General features: G+C 56.6%; 18 protein-coding genes. 2 read left to right on the top strand and 16 right to left on the bottom strand.

All coding sequences use genetic code 11. The features are described from left to right. Window positions 1–19: 19 nt before the first annotated feature. The 11 genes from ACTG2W_RS02360 to ACTG2W_RS02310 form a co-directional block, all read right to left on the bottom strand. Window positions 20–382 carry a hypothetical protein gene (locus tag ACTG2W_RS02360; protein ID WP_106843719.1) on the bottom strand — a complete coding sequence of 121 codons (363 nt, stop codon included), beginning with the start codon at window positions 380–382 and terminating at the stop codon, window positions 20–22. Window positions 383–593: 211 nt separating this feature from the next. After that, the gene (locus tag ACTG2W_RS02355) at window positions 594–1,568 is read right to left on the bottom strand and encodes a zonular occludens toxin domain-containing protein (protein WP_106843718.1); all 975 of its coding nucleotides are present in this window, start codon (window positions 1,566–1,568) and stop codon (window positions 594–596) included. A gap of 3 nt (window positions 1,569–1,571) precedes the next feature. Then, on the bottom strand, window positions 1,572–1,838 hold the full coding sequence (locus ACTG2W_RS02350) for a DUF2523 family protein (protein ID WP_106843717.1): 267 nt from the start codon (window positions 1,836–1,838) through the stop codon (window positions 1,572–1,574). Beyond that, window positions 1,838–2,947, bottom strand: a complete 1,110-nt coding sequence (locus ACTG2W_RS02345; RefSeq protein WP_146142127.1) for a hypothetical protein — start codon at window positions 2,945–2,947, stop codon at window positions 1,838–1,840. Before ACTG2W_RS02345 ends, ACTG2W_RS02350 begins: the two co-directional genes overlap by 1 nt. 62 nt (window positions 2,948–3,009) lie before the next feature. Continuing rightward, on the bottom strand, window positions 3,010–3,138 hold the full coding sequence (locus tag ACTG2W_RS02340) for a major capsid protein (protein ID WP_005333101.1): 129 nt from the start codon (window positions 3,136–3,138) through the stop codon (window positions 3,010–3,012). 191 nt (window positions 3,139–3,329) lie between these two features. Further along, on the bottom strand, window positions 3,330–3,584 hold the full coding sequence (locus tag ACTG2W_RS02335) for a hypothetical protein (protein WP_106843715.1): 255 nt from the start codon (window positions 3,582–3,584) through the stop codon (window positions 3,330–3,332). Window positions 3,585–3,586: 2 nt separating this feature from the next. After that, a complete protein-coding gene (locus tag ACTG2W_RS02330) occupies window positions 3,587–3,928 on the bottom strand; it encodes a DNA-binding protein (RefSeq protein WP_106843714.1) in 342 nt (113 codons plus the stop codon). A 53-nt stretch (window positions 3,929–3,981) separates the two neighbouring features. After that, window positions 3,982–5,886, bottom strand: a complete 1,905-nt coding sequence (locus tag ACTG2W_RS02325) for a phage/plasmid replication protein, II/X family (RefSeq protein WP_106843713.1) — start codon at window positions 5,884–5,886, stop codon at window positions 3,982–3,984. 271 nt (window positions 5,887–6,157) lie between these two features. Continuing rightward, on the bottom strand, window positions 6,158–6,346 hold the full coding sequence (locus ACTG2W_RS02320; protein ID WP_106843712.1) for a hypothetical protein: 189 nt from the start codon (window positions 6,344–6,346) through the stop codon (window positions 6,158–6,160). Continuing rightward, on the bottom strand, window positions 6,343–6,642 hold the full coding sequence (locus ACTG2W_RS02315) for a hypothetical protein (protein ID WP_106843711.1): 300 nt from the start codon (window positions 6,640–6,642) through the stop codon (window positions 6,343–6,345). The genes ACTG2W_RS02320 and ACTG2W_RS02315 overlap by 4 nt, the downstream gene beginning before the upstream one ends. A 123-nt stretch (window positions 6,643–6,765) precedes the next feature. After that, window positions 6,766–7,575, bottom strand: a complete 810-nt coding sequence (locus ACTG2W_RS02310) for a hypothetical protein (RefSeq protein WP_106843710.1) — start codon at window positions 7,573–7,575, stop codon at window positions 6,766–6,768. A 324-nt stretch (window positions 7,576–7,899) separates the two neighbouring features. On the opposite strand from ACTG2W_RS02310, the gene ACTG2W_RS02305 reads away from it, so the two are divergent. Continuing rightward, window positions 7,900–8,106, top strand: coding sequence for a helix-turn-helix domain-containing transcriptional regulator (locus ACTG2W_RS02305; protein ID WP_235657021.1), 207 nt, complete (start codon window positions 7,900–7,902; stop codon window positions 8,104–8,106). Between the two features lie 197 nt (window positions 8,107–8,303). Here the strand turns inward: ACTG2W_RS02305 and ACTG2W_RS02300 are convergent, their stop codons facing one another. The 4 genes from ACTG2W_RS02300 to ACTG2W_RS02285 form a co-directional block, all read right to left on the bottom strand. Next, a complete protein-coding gene (locus ACTG2W_RS02300) occupies window positions 8,304–8,741 on the bottom strand; it encodes a hypothetical protein (protein ID WP_440016030.1) in 438 nt (145 codons plus the stop codon). A 327-nt stretch (window positions 8,742–9,068) separates the two neighbouring features. Beyond that, the gene (locus ACTG2W_RS02295) at window positions 9,069–9,407 is read right to left on the bottom strand and encodes a hypothetical protein (RefSeq protein ID WP_005333109.1); all 339 of its coding nucleotides are present in this window, start codon (window positions 9,405–9,407) and stop codon (window positions 9,069–9,071) included. A 373-nt stretch (window positions 9,408–9,780) separates the two neighbouring features. Further along, window positions 9,781–11,058 (bottom strand): tyrosine-type recombinase/integrase, encoded by a 1,278-nt coding sequence (locus tag ACTG2W_RS02290; protein WP_181281636.1) that lies wholly within the window; start codon window positions 11,056–11,058, stop codon window positions 9,781–9,783. A 377-nt stretch (window positions 11,059–11,435) separates the two neighbouring features. Beyond that, on the bottom strand, window positions 11,436–11,738 hold the full coding sequence (locus ACTG2W_RS02285) for a YebG family protein (protein WP_106843708.1): 303 nt from the start codon (window positions 11,736–11,738) through the stop codon (window positions 11,436–11,438). A 170-nt stretch (window positions 11,739–11,908) separates the two neighbouring features. Between ACTG2W_RS02285 and ACTG2W_RS02280 the strand changes: the two genes are divergently transcribed. Then, window positions 11,909–12,784 carry an esterase/lipase family protein gene (locus tag ACTG2W_RS02280; RefSeq protein ID WP_106843707.1) on the top strand — a complete coding sequence of 292 codons (876 nt, stop codon included), beginning with the start codon at window positions 11,909–11,911 and terminating at the stop codon, window positions 12,782–12,784. Between the two features lie 90 nt (window positions 12,785–12,874). Here the strand turns inward: ACTG2W_RS02280 and ACTG2W_RS02275 are convergent, their stop codons facing one another. Further along, entirely contained in the window at window positions 12,875–14,848 is a 1,974-nt protein-coding gene (locus tag ACTG2W_RS02275; protein WP_421211029.1) for an SDR family oxidoreductase, read from the bottom strand. Window positions 14,849–14,869: the final 21 nt, after the last annotated feature.

Genomic DNA, 14,869 nt, shown 5'->3' with positions numbered 1-14,869 from the left:
GCTCACCGGGTTGCATGGCTCAGGCATGATCGATTGGCGCGACCTCGCGGCGTGCCGCATGCAGAACGTCGGACATTGTTCCCGGGCTGACCCCTCGCACCACATCGGCCGGACTGGCACTGCCTAGCCAGCCATTCGCCGACTGGAACCACACCGCAAGCGCCACAGGGCCGCGCTGGGTTTGCAGGACGCTGATGATCTCGTTCAGTTCCGGTGATGTTGGCAGGTTCAACTCGGACAGGCTCAGCACATATCCTTTGGCCAGCAGCTCTTCACGGGTTGCGACCCGAAAAACTGGTTTGGCTATGACGTGTTCACGTTCTGCCAGAAATTCCGGATTAACGGGGTCCGTTGAATCGCTGAAATCGTTCCAATTTCCCATATTGTGCGCCTGCTCCGTTAGAGATGTTGAAGGTCAAAATGGAGATGTTGAAGGTCAAACTTCACAGAATCTTTACAATTTATGCCGATAAATAGGTTATCGGCATAATTATAGGTAACTGTTACCGTAATTATATTGATGACCGGCCATCCGCCTGTCCGCCGCCCGCTAGCGGTCGTCGCCCAGTCGCACGGCCCTGCGCCTGCGGCGCCTACCGATTTGCCATCAGCGCGTCTGCGTCCTGTTGCAGATACCCGACCAGATCAGCATCCCGTATCACCCACTGGGCCACATCATCTCCAGCGTGAGCAAGCAGCAGCACGTTGGCGCCCTCGATCCGGTACGCCGGGAACGTATCCAAATTCGCATACCCCCCGCCCTCCCCCAGTTCGACGCGGTATTCGGGGTGACCGTTCACCACTACTCTGGAACGGAAAAACGCCTGCGGGATCGGCGGCGGCAGGCTGGGCTCGGCACTGGAGACGGCGGCGGACACCGCCCCCTGCTCGGCGGTGGTGACGGTGGCGGCCTGCTCTGACGGGATATCGCCCTGCCCCTGCTGCCAGATAGACCAGAACGACCAGGCAAACAGCGAAACTGCCGTCAGCAGCGACCCGATGAGCAGTGCAAATTTTTTCAGTGGTGGCCGGGATTTATGGGTATGAACCTCGGCCGAGGTATACAGCTCATACAGCGTTTTATCAAAGGGCTTTTTGGTGATCAGTGCGTTTTTCTCTCCCTGGGATGGTTCCGGATCCTCGTTACATGAGTTCCACTCGAAAACTTTCCGGTGCTCCATGCCAAAAGGCCTGTACGCGTGCAGGTGCCGCCCGACAGTTTTACGAGCCAGCACGTCGATGAGTTTCGGGTCTGGGGTCATCAGGATCAGGTCGATCCCTGCGTGACGATGCTCGTTCAGGTACTGCACATGGTGCGGCACTCGGGCACCGCTGGCGCGGGGGGGCATAAGTTTTTGGCATTCGTCGATCACCACGATGGACCCTGCTGGCAGATCTGGCCAGGTGGTCGGGTCCTCCAGTGGAAAACAGCGCAGACGGTCGTAGGCCAGGCCATCTATGTTCGCGAACAGCGGCCGGATCCGCTCGCCGTTCGCGTTGTCGCGGATCATCTCAACGGCCAGCAGGGTTTTGCCGCTCCCTGGGCGGCCGGTGATGAGGGTGATCATATGTTACCTCACACGCATCGTGGTCAGCGCCGCCATGGCCAATCGTGCGGCATAGGCGGACAGGATCAGGTTGATGCACAGATCGATGCGGGCCAGCCCCATCAGCCCCAGCGCCGTTGCAGGAAGCCCGGTGACCAACGCTCGGATCTCCGAGGTAGCCAGCGACAGAATGGCGTCTAGTCCCTGATAGGACACGACAGCAACACCCAGCGCGAGCAGAATTCTGGCCACGAAATTTCCGGCCATTAGTGTCCCAAATGCACCCCACATCAGCTAGGCCTCCCCACTCCGACGATCAAGATCGATAGGAACCCAAACAGCGAAAGCAGTCGCATAACTGGGGCGACAGCGCTCTCGATCAGCCCGCACAGGGTCGTGTAGTCGATGGAAAAATTTTGCCCCATGACTGGGACAACCGTGGGCGCTGGGCACTGGCGGGGTAACCAGCCGCTCCCCCAGTCGTAAAAACGGCGCACGTCGATCACATCCCTGGGCACATCGGCCATCGAGGCCAGATCGGTCTGAGCCTCGGGGTCCGGATCCGGGTTGGGTTTAGTCCCCTCGCCCGGATTTGGGGCCGTCTCATCGACGATGACTGGCTCAAAAATGTCGGGATATAGCCCTGGACTGATCTGTATCGCGGCAGGGTTAGACAGGACCATATCGGCAAATTCGGCATCGGAAATTTCACCGCCGTTTTCCGGCTCGACCTGTTGTTCCCCGCGGGCCCAGTTACGTTTGTAGTTCCACAGGTCGCCAGGCTGCGGGTTATTGAGGTCGCCCCAGGTGGTGTAGAAGATCCCGCGCTGGACACTGGGTGGGATGTCCGGTGTACGCCAGCTGTCCGCTGCGCCACTGGGGCCAGCAGTTTTGAGGACCCAATAGCCGGTTTTTTTCTCGATACAGGGCAACCCCTGGAGCGTTTTGACGCGTGTGCCATCGGGGCCAGGCAGAAAAACCCAGTCACGGGGGCATTCCCCAGTAGCGGTCGATGGCCGCTGTAACCAGCCGTTGATCAGATCGTACCCGGCGTAGGCGGCTGCGGCGGTGATGGCGCCGACCGCCGCACAGCGAGCTGCCCCCGCAGGTGACAGGCAGGTGCGACCGAACCGCGCCAGGGCGTCAGGCACGACCCGTAAAACGCGGTTAACCCTGACCGCGTTCCCGAATCGGTCCCGAGCATCGATAACGGCGCCGACGGTTCGGGCTGTTCGGTCGATGCTGGTGACACCAACGATCCGCCCAGTGGTGCCGTTGGCCACCCGAACTGTGCCCGCCCCAGGGAACAACTCGACCACATCCGCGTGCACCGGTGCAGTGAGCGCGATCAGTGGTAGAGCAGCCAAAAGGCTCCGATTACTGCTGATATGTACAGCCACCATTCACTCCCCATACTGTTGGCCTCCGATATAAAGAGGGGGGCTGCGGCCCCCCTAGTTCCTTACTTAAACGCTCCGCGCACCCAGGTGAACGTGCGGATCGTGACGTACACGGACAGACAGGCCAGCCCGATCGTGGTGATCTGAGTGACAGCGCCGGTGATCGCCGTGGTGATGGATGTAAGATCCATAAAAAACTCCTCATAGGTTGTGATTTAGCGGATTATTTTCCGCAGTTGACGTAGGACCCACGCAGTGGCCCAGAGCAGGCCGATGGCCTGCACCAGTTCGACCGCCTGCGCGGGGGTAATATCGGGGAGCAGATCCATTGTCTGTCAGACCCCCAGAATCGGTGTTGTGGCCAGCCGTCTCTCTGCCAGCATCAGCTCTGCGCCTCCGGATCCCGGTACTGTGTGTCCAGCACGCGAGCGCCATCGATCTCGTGCCCCGGCACGACGTAAAACCCCATCTTTTCCCCGACCAGCCGCTCAAAATGGGCCACGGGATCGGGCAGGAGTTGCAGTGCTAGCGGCGGGATGATCACATCGACGTCGCCCTCTGCTGTGCGCACGATAACGGCAAAATCCGGTGCATTTTTAACGCCGGCCAGCACGCCGGTGACAGTGGTCGTGTGCATACCTAGAGCCCCAAAATTTTCTGTTTAGAGTCCAGCATCAACGCGTGCCCTGCCCCGCGTTTTCCGGTGTAGGGCTGCACCCAGACAGGCAGACTGAGGATCTGACCGCGCAGCCCATCGAGCTGACGCGGCAGACCTGCATCGACGGCGGCCTGCGGCAGCCTGACCTCGACCAGCTCACTGGTCTCACCGCCATAGGCGTCGACCGTGGTGATCCGAACGCCGACGGTGTGTCGGATGATCTGCTGCTCCCCGTTGCGGAATGAGTCCTGCTTTACCCCGGCGATCTCGCCGACCAGGTACAGGCCGGATGCGCCGACAGTAGGTTGCGTTTTATCGTTCATCTGAATCAGTCCTTTTTGGTAACAGTTACTAAAATTGGTGCCATAAAAACCCCTCACACCAGCCGTAGCTGCGGATGGCGGGGTACGGCGGGAACACGGAGATCGGCCACATCGGACTGGACAACGATCAGATCCCAGTCGACCTCGGGCGGGAACAGACCAGCGTGGGAGCCCAGGCCGTGGCCGGCTGAGCGGTCGAGGAACGCTCGGATCTCGGCGTCGGTGTCGGGTCGGGTATCGACCGGACCGCAGAGGCCGTCGTCGGTGCCAACGCAGGCAACCAGACCGTCGCCCACGGCGAGGCGGTGACGGAAAGGGACCTGCATTAGGTCGCTGTCATCCATCCAGCGAGACAGGTCAGCTGGTTTGAACCATGTCGGGGCCGTGTTGACGGCTTGGACCTCGAGCACGGAGCGGATGGACACCACGACACCAGCGGCGAGGCGGCTCTCAGCCGTCCCCTCACAAGACTGGAGGGCTGCACGGGAGATCCCGGCGTCGATCAGCTCAGCGACGGTGCGATACCAGCTGGCCTGACTGGCTGGCGGCGATTTTTTTGCCGCAACCCAGCCGCGATCGATGATCGCCCGCAGGTGACACAGGGCCCGGCGCAGGCCCATAGAACGGGCTCGGCCAGTAAAATTTTGTTCGTAATAGTCGGCGAGTTTTTGCTCGAGCTCGGTCTCGTTTGCGAGCGACATGGTGGGATCTCCCCAGAGTGCAGATAAAACCGGGCGCCAGACGTGTGCCCAGAGGCTGTGTGTGAGTGATGTACCAAGGGCCGAGAGCTGATGCTCGCAGCGGATGAGATCGACGGCTGTGCCATCCCAGTCAACGATGCCGAGCCGCTCGAGCTGGCCGAGGATGCCCCGACGCATACTGCGGGCCTCAAAACGTAAGAGTTTTTCGCAGTAGCTCTGGTAGGCGGGGTCAGACAGGGCCTCGACCCGGGCAGCCAGGGCGACGTTGCTGGGGTCGCGACGGGCCTCGGCAGTCACGCGCTTCAGTTCCTCGCGGGCCTCGGGGCCCTTTGGGTAACAGACGCCGCGCTGGTGCTCGGAGGTGGCGTTGAAATAGACGCTGGTGCCGCATTTTTGGCGGATTTTCTGCTCGGCATCGGCGTAGTGATCCATTGTGCCAGCAGCGTGGACGTGGCCGATCTGCACGTGGCCAACCCGGTCGAGCATGGCCCCGACATCGGCCACGGTGGCGCACTGCACTCCGGAGGTGGAGTCGATCCGCATTACCCGGGCACCGGCCACGTCGACCAGCGCGGCGAGTTCAGGGCAGGCGCGGACAAACGCGCTCAGCGCGATCGGCAGAGCCTGGGCGAGGGTGCGAATGTCGCTATATGCGTTGCAGCCGTAGGTCAACTTTGTGGGATTTAGCTTCACGGATACGTAAGGATCGCGACCGAGCCGGGAATTGCCCCGGTTATAGATTTTGACCGCCATCGATCCTAGGTGTGATTCAACAGATTCAAACGGCGTGCGCAGATCGTCAGCGGTAAACGTACCATCCGGCTGGGGTTGGACCTCTGCGCACAGGCGCAGGTCAGGCACCAAAAGCGCCAATTTTTTCAGGTCGAGGTCGAACGATTTTTCGGTGGAGAGGGAGACGATGCCATCAGACTCGACCGCATCGGAGGCGCCGACGCAAAAACGGGCATCCCAGGGGAAAACAAAATCGAGTTGCAGGAAATCGCAGAACGGCCCGAACGACGCCAAAAGCGCCTCGAGGCTATCGTGATCGGTGGTGTGCTGTGATACGGAGTTCATGCGCCTGCCTGCAATGCGAATAATGAAAAATTCGGCCTCGGCGCCAAGGCCGAACCAGAAAACAATTTTCATTACCCCGGAGGGTGCATTGCCCGAAGGCGTCTTATCCCGAAGGATTGGATTGAGACACGAACGTGTCTCGAACTGACCGCCCCGCATAAAAATACGGGACTCGATCATCCTGCCACAGGGTCAGACGGAACACAACGAATTTTTACAGGTGAAAACAGACCCCAAAACAGGCCAAAAGAAGAGCCTCAAATGACATCGAATTTATCGCGGTGAGAATTGGGTGGGAGATTACAGTACTCCCACCCGACCCAACCACCCTCCCCCAGACCGACCGACACACAACAACAAAACCGCCCCCTACGGGGTCGCGCTCTCTGCCGCTGGGCAGGCCGACCGGCGTAGGTGGTCGCACAGATGACCACCTGTGCGGACGGCAAAATCAGGGCTCTGACTTACCGGTAACCGCCCGGTTGAACTCGGCGAACTCCTCTGCCCGCTCCTCCCAGTGCTCGATGCTAATGGACAACTGCTCTATCAACTGCTGATTGGCGTCATAGTCATCAACCAGCGCATCCATCAGCGCCAGCGCCTGCTCATACTCCTCCCGGCTAGAGATCTGCTCGTTCATGATTCCGCCAACGGTGCCAGCTGCGCTAGGGTGGCGGCCCGGATCGATTCCAGGATAGAGGCCGCGTGCTCTGGGGGGATGGGGGCATCGAGACCGGCCACGATGGCGCGAATGTGGGTGTCGAGCGCATCGATGGCCGCTCTGTCAAACGTCACAGTGACGCTGCGGGCCCGTTGGCGTTGGCGGTATCTGGCCTGTTTCTGGGCTGGGGTCAGTGCCGTTCCGGTGCTGGGGCGGCCACGGCGGCGGGGTGTAGGGAGCAGGTCATGGGTTTGGGTGTCGTTAGGGTCGCGCATCGGATATCCATTCTGGTAACGGTGACCAAAATAGAATAACACCATTTATGGTAACTGTTACCAAAAAAAATAAAGGCAGGCATCCATGATGCCCGCCCTGGTGTAAGAGATACCGCAAATTTATCAGATCAGGGTTGCCTTACCGTCGATGAACACCAAGCGCTTGCCATCCTCACGGGGGGCTACACGCGGCAAAACAGTTTTGGTGTGACCGACGACATAAGCGCCGTTACGGAACTGGAATACATGGTCAGTGGTATCAGATTTGATTTCAACGGTGTTCGGAGCATCTATCAGATAAACACCATAGTTACCCTTTTGAATGCTCAAAATATCACTGAATTCCATCCCATTTGCAGGTCGGACAGCAGCTATATAAAACTTATTCTTTGGAAATGCAGGATCCGCACACACATAGTCGAAGCCCTGAAGAATCGTACCCTCGCAGACCACATCGTTGAGCGTACCTTTTGCCATGAATGGCCTGTCATAACTGGCATGACTCTTCGCACTGAAATGTGTCACATCAAGCACTTGGTAGCTTGATTTCAAAACCCGTAATGCCGTTGCTTGATCGTCGTATTTCTCGCCTGGATTGAGCCGGGCAGTCCAGACATCGGAGATATTCAGAGGATATAGGGCTGTCAATCCAGACATAAATCCCAACGCCAGCCCCATGCCACCGCCCAGAGTTGCCCCCATATCTGATGACAGAAGCAGTACATTGCTGGTTGTTGTAGTAAGGGTATCTAAGCTCTTGCTGTAGTTATTATCCTTGAGTACACCGTAATACCCTGCATATGCCCCTACGTTCCCTGCATAGCTCATGTTTTTGTCTTGCACATAGAATTGCCCTGGATCCGAAGGGAGAGTAGCGCACCCGGACAAGGTGGTTACGGCCAACACAGAAGCAACAATAAAATTCCCTTTCATTTTTCTCTCACAGAGTCGGACGCACCGGCAAGTTTGATGGAGTCATTTGATTTCGCAGGGGATTCTAATGGAAATTTTTTCGCGCGATCTAGGCCTTTTTCTATTTTTTCTCACAGAACGTGATGGAGATAGACAATGACGCCTAGTGGTGGGTGCGGAGAGAAAGGATGCAACTGACGCATAATAGACATTATGTTACGGGCGGGAATTGGTATAACGATGCCGCTTCGCGGCCCACGTTCTACCAACCCCCGTCAGCACAAGTGCTGCAAACCCTCAACATAATGCTCGCATTATGCGCAATGACGGATGCAGGAGGACAGAATGAAGAAACCTGAGCAATGGAGCCGTTTTGATGTGGCTGACGGCTTGGCCACCGAGGTCGACATGGTTGCCTATCTGCAAGCAGCTCTTGAAGATGGTGATCCGGCGCTGCTGAAAGTTGCGTTGGATTATGTAGAACGTGCTCGCGTAAAACTGAATGGTCAGCCGCGCTACACGCTGGAAGAACTGACTGTTGGCTCAGTGTGACCCCAATGCCACGTCACTAGGTGAAACAGATTGGGGAACCGATGTGGGTTTAGAGCGTCAGAATTATCTGCCGGAGCTACTGGCCAAGGTCGATCCTGACGAAATCGGTTGAGATTGGGATGCATCCGACAAGTCACCGAAATCAACTGAACAATAAAGAATTACTCATCAGGAGCCGCTTCTGACGGATTTTCTTCCTAGTCTGGTCCACGCATTGTGATGACATCCTCGCGCTCAGTCAGGAAATCTGGGGATGCCGGTTCGGTATCAAAGAAACCATTCAAGTCACGTGAATTTGACGGCTCTGATCTAGAACTGCGCTGAGCTTCAGACAGGCTGTAAGTGAGCCCCTGTTCTATATCTGCCATGGACAATTCCAGCAGCTGAATCAATGGATCTTTTTGATGTTCGGACATGCCTGACCTTTTCAGCCGATGCCGATAAATGGGGTTATCGGCATCATTGTGAGAGATAACAAGGCTTATTGAAAGCAGTAGCCCGCAGCTTTTCCTTAGCTTAAAGGTTCGGAAATCGATCAGGATCGAGGCTGCATACAGACCTCCAGCGATCTGACTGCCCAAAGCAGAAAGACAATATCTGGTTGATTCCTCCTGCTGATGCTCTTGCAGCGACAACAGAATAACACAGTCAACCGCCCTGCCCCACATCACCGAAATGTCCCATTTTGAGACAAGAGTCCACTATTAAATCAATAAGTTGTGCGGAATTCCCCTCACTTATTGAACGTTATGTTTGATTTTCACAGTTATAACCTTCGTTATTACAATGAATATTCTTAGAAATATCTGTCCCTTACTTGAGAGGTCTCTCTCTGGAAATATTGATACTCCTTCTTGTAAAACAGCCATAAAAATGCCGACTATCGCGATAGATTCCCCTCCCCTTAATCCTCACGGCTTATTGTTGTGGCTGGCATGATTGCGACTTTTTTGGAAGTCGGGTCAATTCATATTCAAGGCACGTTTGGCGATGGCCAATGTGGGTGGCTGGCAGGTCAAGTAGAGGTTGCTGTTGAACTGCTGCAATATGCGTTTGAGCTCGTTCATATCATCGGGATGGAGGGTTAAGGACCAGAGTGCTCTGGGCTGGCCGTGATGGAGGCCATTGGTATAGATAATGGTGCAATCTTCGATACGCAACTCTTTGCAGTGGGCCTCCATCTGCAGGCCCACATCCGGAAACCAGATATGCAGTGTGCCTGAAGAGATAAAGGTGAACTGGGCCATGAGCGACCCTTTGCCAACGATCCTGAAGGTCTTTTCCACCACTGCCACTTGCATATCCGCTCCTTGGCCTCTCGTTAATATTAACATCAATATCACCAATGATGACTGGATATGCAAGTGTGATAACAAGGCGCAGTTCAAACCGAATATGATTGCTTCCGGCATGTTACTTAGCTTTCGGCATCAGGTGGTCTCGGTGTTTCAGCAAGCAATTTCGTTTTTTGCTTCTCTGTTATGCGATAAATATGTATGCCACAGATGGCAAGGTGCCTGTTCTGAATCATCCATGTGAGCCAAAAATATTTCCTGAACCGATTGCCATCCAGAGAAGTACAACATTGCCGCGCCAACTTCTATGACATCCCAAACAAGCCATTCTGTGTTCTAAGAGCAGTCAATACAAATCAGGGTCATGTCACGTTGTTCGTTAGCTTTTGTGAGCGTTATCTCTCACTTGTTGGTTCAATCGGTCCAGCGGCTTTTGCTGGGCGCTCTCATGTCGTTCACTGTTGCTGGTGTGCAGGTATTTCGAAGTGGTGTCGATGCTGTCATGTCCTGCATCGGCTTGTACGTGGGAGAGCGGCCGCCCGTGCAGATTGATGTCATGGGTGATCCCGGTATGGCGGATTGCATGGGGAGAGAGTTGCCGCATTTCGGCCGCATCCTGGACAAATCCATCCTGCTCTGCCAATTCTGCGCCTTTACCGATGATCACCATGATCAAATCCCGTAACTGGCGAATACCTAGATTGGCGTTTAACTCGCCCTGCTCGCGGCCGTGGGCTGCCGCTTTATGGCGAACGAACAGTGGCGTTTGTTCATCCGGTGTCGGAAAGGGAGAGAGACCGAGGAAGCGGCGGTAGCGTTCGAGTGCCGCCAACAGCGCTTGGGATACCGCCACGGTACGCCGTTTGCCCCCCTTGCTTTGCGGAATAAAGTAGCCCCAGACGCCGGTTTTACGATCCCGCCTGAACTGCCCCATCACAGGGGTAAAGCCCGGCCGGGCTGCAACTTCAGAGATCCGCAGATAGCAGGCGTACATCAGAATGGTGAGAAAACGGCTGCGCTCGTGCTGCTCCGGATGGTCGTTGGCAAGGGTATCGGCAGCTTGCATCACGTATGACCACTGCAACTCGCTGAAGGCCTGCACCTGATCATCGGCTTCCTGCTGTTGCGGCCGTTTGACCCGCTGCAGCAGCAGAGCGGGATTCCTGTCCATGTACTCCTCCTGGATCAGGAACTGGAAGAAGGCCGACAGGATGGCGAGCTTGGTCTTCATCGCCTGCTCGCTAAGACGATAGGGCAAGGTGCGGCCCAGCTCCCGCTTGCCGAGAAACGGTCGCCATTGCGGATTAGGCAACCGCTCTCCCCACTCCTTGTCGAGAATAAACTGCGCCACGTTGCGATAGGCGATCAACTCGTCAGGGGGCGACTGACAGTAGTCGAGATAGCGGATCATGATGCGGCGAGTGAGATCTTTCGGGCTGATGGCCGCCTCGCGAAAGCACCAGTGCAAAAAAGTGGTCAGTTCGCTGCGATAGGTTTTGTAGTTGTTTTCGCTGTTGCGCTGCTCCAGCAGCCAATCGACCGCCAGTTCGTAAACCAGACCGGCATCGGGCACATCGTTGAGGCTGAGGTTGGCAAGGTACTGATTGACCTGTGGGTTACCGGCCTCCAGATAGATAAGGCTGTCAAACAGCGGCATGGCTGGCGGCAAGGATAATGGTTGTTGAGTCATGGTGTTGCTTGTTGATGCTGAGATGAGTCGATATGAGCCTGTGAGCCGAGTTGATAGAAAAGGGCTCGTGATAGATGAAGCGGCTTCTATTGGGATTGGTACTGCCTCTTGTTGCTGATTAAGGTCACCGGGAGCGATCTGGATAACGTTCTCTCCACCGTTTGCTTAATTATTTCCTCATAGACTTGGCTGATGTCGCTCAGTGGTGCACGCTATTCAGTTATGCATTCGATATGCACCGTTGTTAAAAAATTCTCGGGGTAAATAGCCGTAAAAATGGTTTTAAATGCAAATAAAGTGAATGTCGCGAGCTGTTTATCCCGAGAAATAGCAGGTCTGTGCAATCAGGCCACCTGTTTGAGTGGCTTCTCCTTGCGCTTGGCTGCTGGAGTCTCTTCCTCTTTCGTGCCTGCCTGAACCTTGCCGCCGCGCAGCAGGGTTTGCAGCACATCGCGCTGCTCTGCCAGGTAGAATGCCAGACTCTCTTGCTGCTCTGGGGCCAGCTCGAGCGGGGCGCCAGCCAACAGGGTCATCAACTCGTCGGCCGTATCCAGCAGCTTGTCATAGGCATCGGCCTCTTTTTTGCTGGCAAAGGTCATTTTTTCCACTCCCCCACGAACAACCACATATTTGATCTCGACAGCCATGATGGCCTCCTCTTGGTGATGATGGATAGAGTATATGTATGGATATACAGTATTGCAAATAACCTCACCGGAAAAGAGTTCGCCAGGGTTTAGCGACAAAAGCCGAGCTGGATCAAGCTGTCTCAAAGTGCCATTTGACTTCCACGCCTGACTGGTCGGATCATGGCCATATGACGATCGTACGACACCTGTTTATCCTGCTGATGGTAGAGGTGCTGCTCCTCGGGAGTATCGCCCACTTGGTCGTGGGACTTCCCTGGTTGCTGACCCTGCTGTTTGTCGTGTTTGCCCTGCTTGGGTTGCGTTGTCTGGTGGTGCTCGGTAGCTGGCTGTTTACCCGCTTCTACCCCTCCCCGGCTATCGGCCCCTGGCGCAGGGTGAAGATGATGACGCAGGAGATGCTGGCCTACCTTTACACTTTCACCTTGTTGTTACCGTTCGAGCCTTTGCTGATGGCACCCGATCGGCTGCGTCCATGCCAGCGCCCCGTATTGCTGGTGCATGGTTACGGTTGCAGTCGCGGGATCTGGCGCACCCAGCGCGCCCGATTGGAAGCCGCAGGCCATGTGGTCGCCACCATTACCCTGATGCCACCATTTGGTCATATCGATGAGATGGTGCCGCTACTGGCCACCCGGATTGACGATGTGCTGGCGCAGACCGGGGCTGACAAGCTGGTGCTGGTCGGTCACAGTATGGGCGGGCTGGTCTGCCGCGACTATCTGGCTATCCATGGTGGTGACAAGGTCGCGCGCCTGATCACGCTGGCTACGCCTCATCAGGGCAGTCAGCTTGCCGCCCTTGGGCTTGGGGCCAATGCCCGCGAGATGGAGCCCGGTTCCGGCTGGTTGCAGCGTTTCGCCTCGGTTCCTCTCTGCGTACCCGGCATCTCGGTGCGCACCAGTCACGACAATGTGGTGATGCCGCAGGAGCGGCAACGATTGGCGGGAATGGAAGATATCGAGTTGCCCGCCATTGGCCATCTCTCTCTGCTCTACTCCCGTCGCACGACAGATCTGCTGCTTGATCTGCTGTCCCGAGTCTGACCCTCCTTATTCGTCCTTCAACTGTTATTCCAAATAAAACAGGGGCCTGATTGCTCAGGCCCCTGTTGATCTCTTTATCCCATCATCCGGTTAGAAGTGTATCCCCTTGATCAGGGTCGAGACGGCAACCTGATCGGCGGTCGCCTTGGACTTGTCGCCATCCTTGGGATCGGCAAAGGTGCGGAAGCTGGTGTTCATGATCACCTGGGCAACCCGCGGTGCCAGAGCGTGAACCACCTGGCCAAATACCCCGAGGCGTGTGGCCAGTCGCACATGCTTGTTGATGATGGTATCGCACACCAGATCGGCCGCCTCTTCCGGCGTCATCATAGGTACCTGCTCATAGACCTTGGTCGGCGCGACCATCGGCGTTTTCACCAGCGGCATATTGATGATGGAGAAGCTGACCCCCTTGTCGGCAAACTCGGAGGCGGCGGTACGCACCCAGGCATCGAGGGCCGACTTGGAGGCAACATAGGCGGAGAAGCGCGGCGCATTGGTCAACACCCCGATGGAGGAGATGTTGATGATGTGCCCTTTTTTCTTCTCGATCATGGTGGGCAGTACCCCCATGATCACCTTGAGCGCACCAAAGTAGTTGAGTTGCATGGTGCGCTCCAGATCGTGGAAGCGATCGAAGGAGTCCTCGATGGAGCGGCGGATGGAGCGGCCGGCATTGTTGACCAGAATATCGACGCCGCCGTGATCGGCCACGATGCGAGCGGTGATCTCCTCGGCCTGCGCCAGATTGGAGAGATCCCCCTGATAGATCTCGATGGTCAGCCCCAGCTCGGCAAACTCGGCTTTAGTCTCGGCAATCTTCTGCTCGTCGCGGGCGATGGTAACGACGTTGGCCCCCGCCCCCGCCAGCTTGCGTGCGGTGGCACGACCAATGCCGGAGGTGGCTCCGGTCACCAGCACTACCTTGCCCTCTACCCGACCACGCAGGGAGCGATCGATAAAGAGCTCGGGGTCAAGGTGGCGCTCCCAGTAATCCCACAGCCGCCAGGCGTAGCTGTGCAGCGGCGGTACTTCGATGCCGGTGCCTTTCAGTACCCGCTGGGTTTCGCGACTGTCGAAACGGGTGGGATAGCTGATAAGACGGAACACATCCTTGGGCAGACCCAGATCGGCGATGGCAGCATCGCGGATGCGGCGCACCGGCGCCATGGTCATCAGCATGGCGGTCAGGTGGCGGGGAATGAAGTTAAAGAGAGAGGCGTTGATGCGGATCGCAGGCTCTGGCGCATGGGCGGCGCGGGAGAAGGTGCTCAGCATGTCGCCGACCCGCATCGGGTTGGGGTCGGTCAGGTGGAAGGTTTTGTTCTCCTCTCCCTCCTGATGGGCGATATGCACCATGGCATCGACCACGAAGTTGACCGGCACGATATTGATACGGCCCCCTTCCACCCCAATGGCCGGCATCCAGGGCGGCAGCAGACGGCGCAGCTTCTGGATGGTCTTGAAGAAGTAGTAAGGGCCGTCGATCTTGTCCATCTCGCCGGTATTGGAGTCACCGACGACGATCCCCGGTCGATAGACTCGCCACGGAACTGTGCACTCGTTTCGCACAATCCCTTCCGCTTCGTGCTTGGTCTGAAAGTAAGGCATGTCGAGGTGCTCGGCCTCATCGAACATGTCCTCGCGAAACAGACCGTCAAACAGGCCCGCAGCAGCGATGGAGCTGCAGTGGTGGAACTGCCCCGCCCCCAGCCGCTCGGCAAGTTGAACAGCCTGACGGGTCCCTTCGGTGTTGACCTGCTGCTGGATCCCTGCCTTGGCGTTGAGGTCATAGATGGCCGCCAGATGGAAGAAGTGGTCGATCTTGCCGATCAACTGCTCCTGCATCTCGGCCGATACCCCCAGCAGCGGTTGCGTCATGTCGCCAAAAACAGGGACTGCGCGCGATTCATCCATATTCCAGAATGAGAACAACTCTGACAATTTCTCCTGATGAGAGGCGCGCATCAGAAAATAGACGGTACAGTCGGGATGCTGTTGGAATAACTTTTTGATCAATCGACGCCCGATAAAACCACTACCGCCAGTAATGAAATAGTTCATAAAGAGAATCCTGCTACTGAT

This window comes from Aeromonas sp. 96A (genome assembly GCF_051919165.1).
Lineage (GTDB): Bacteria > Pseudomonadota > Gammaproteobacteria > Enterobacterales > Aeromonadaceae > Aeromonas > Aeromonas veronii.
Note: the sequence above shows the minus strand (reverse complement) of the source record. Positions and strands in the feature narration are given on the sequence as shown.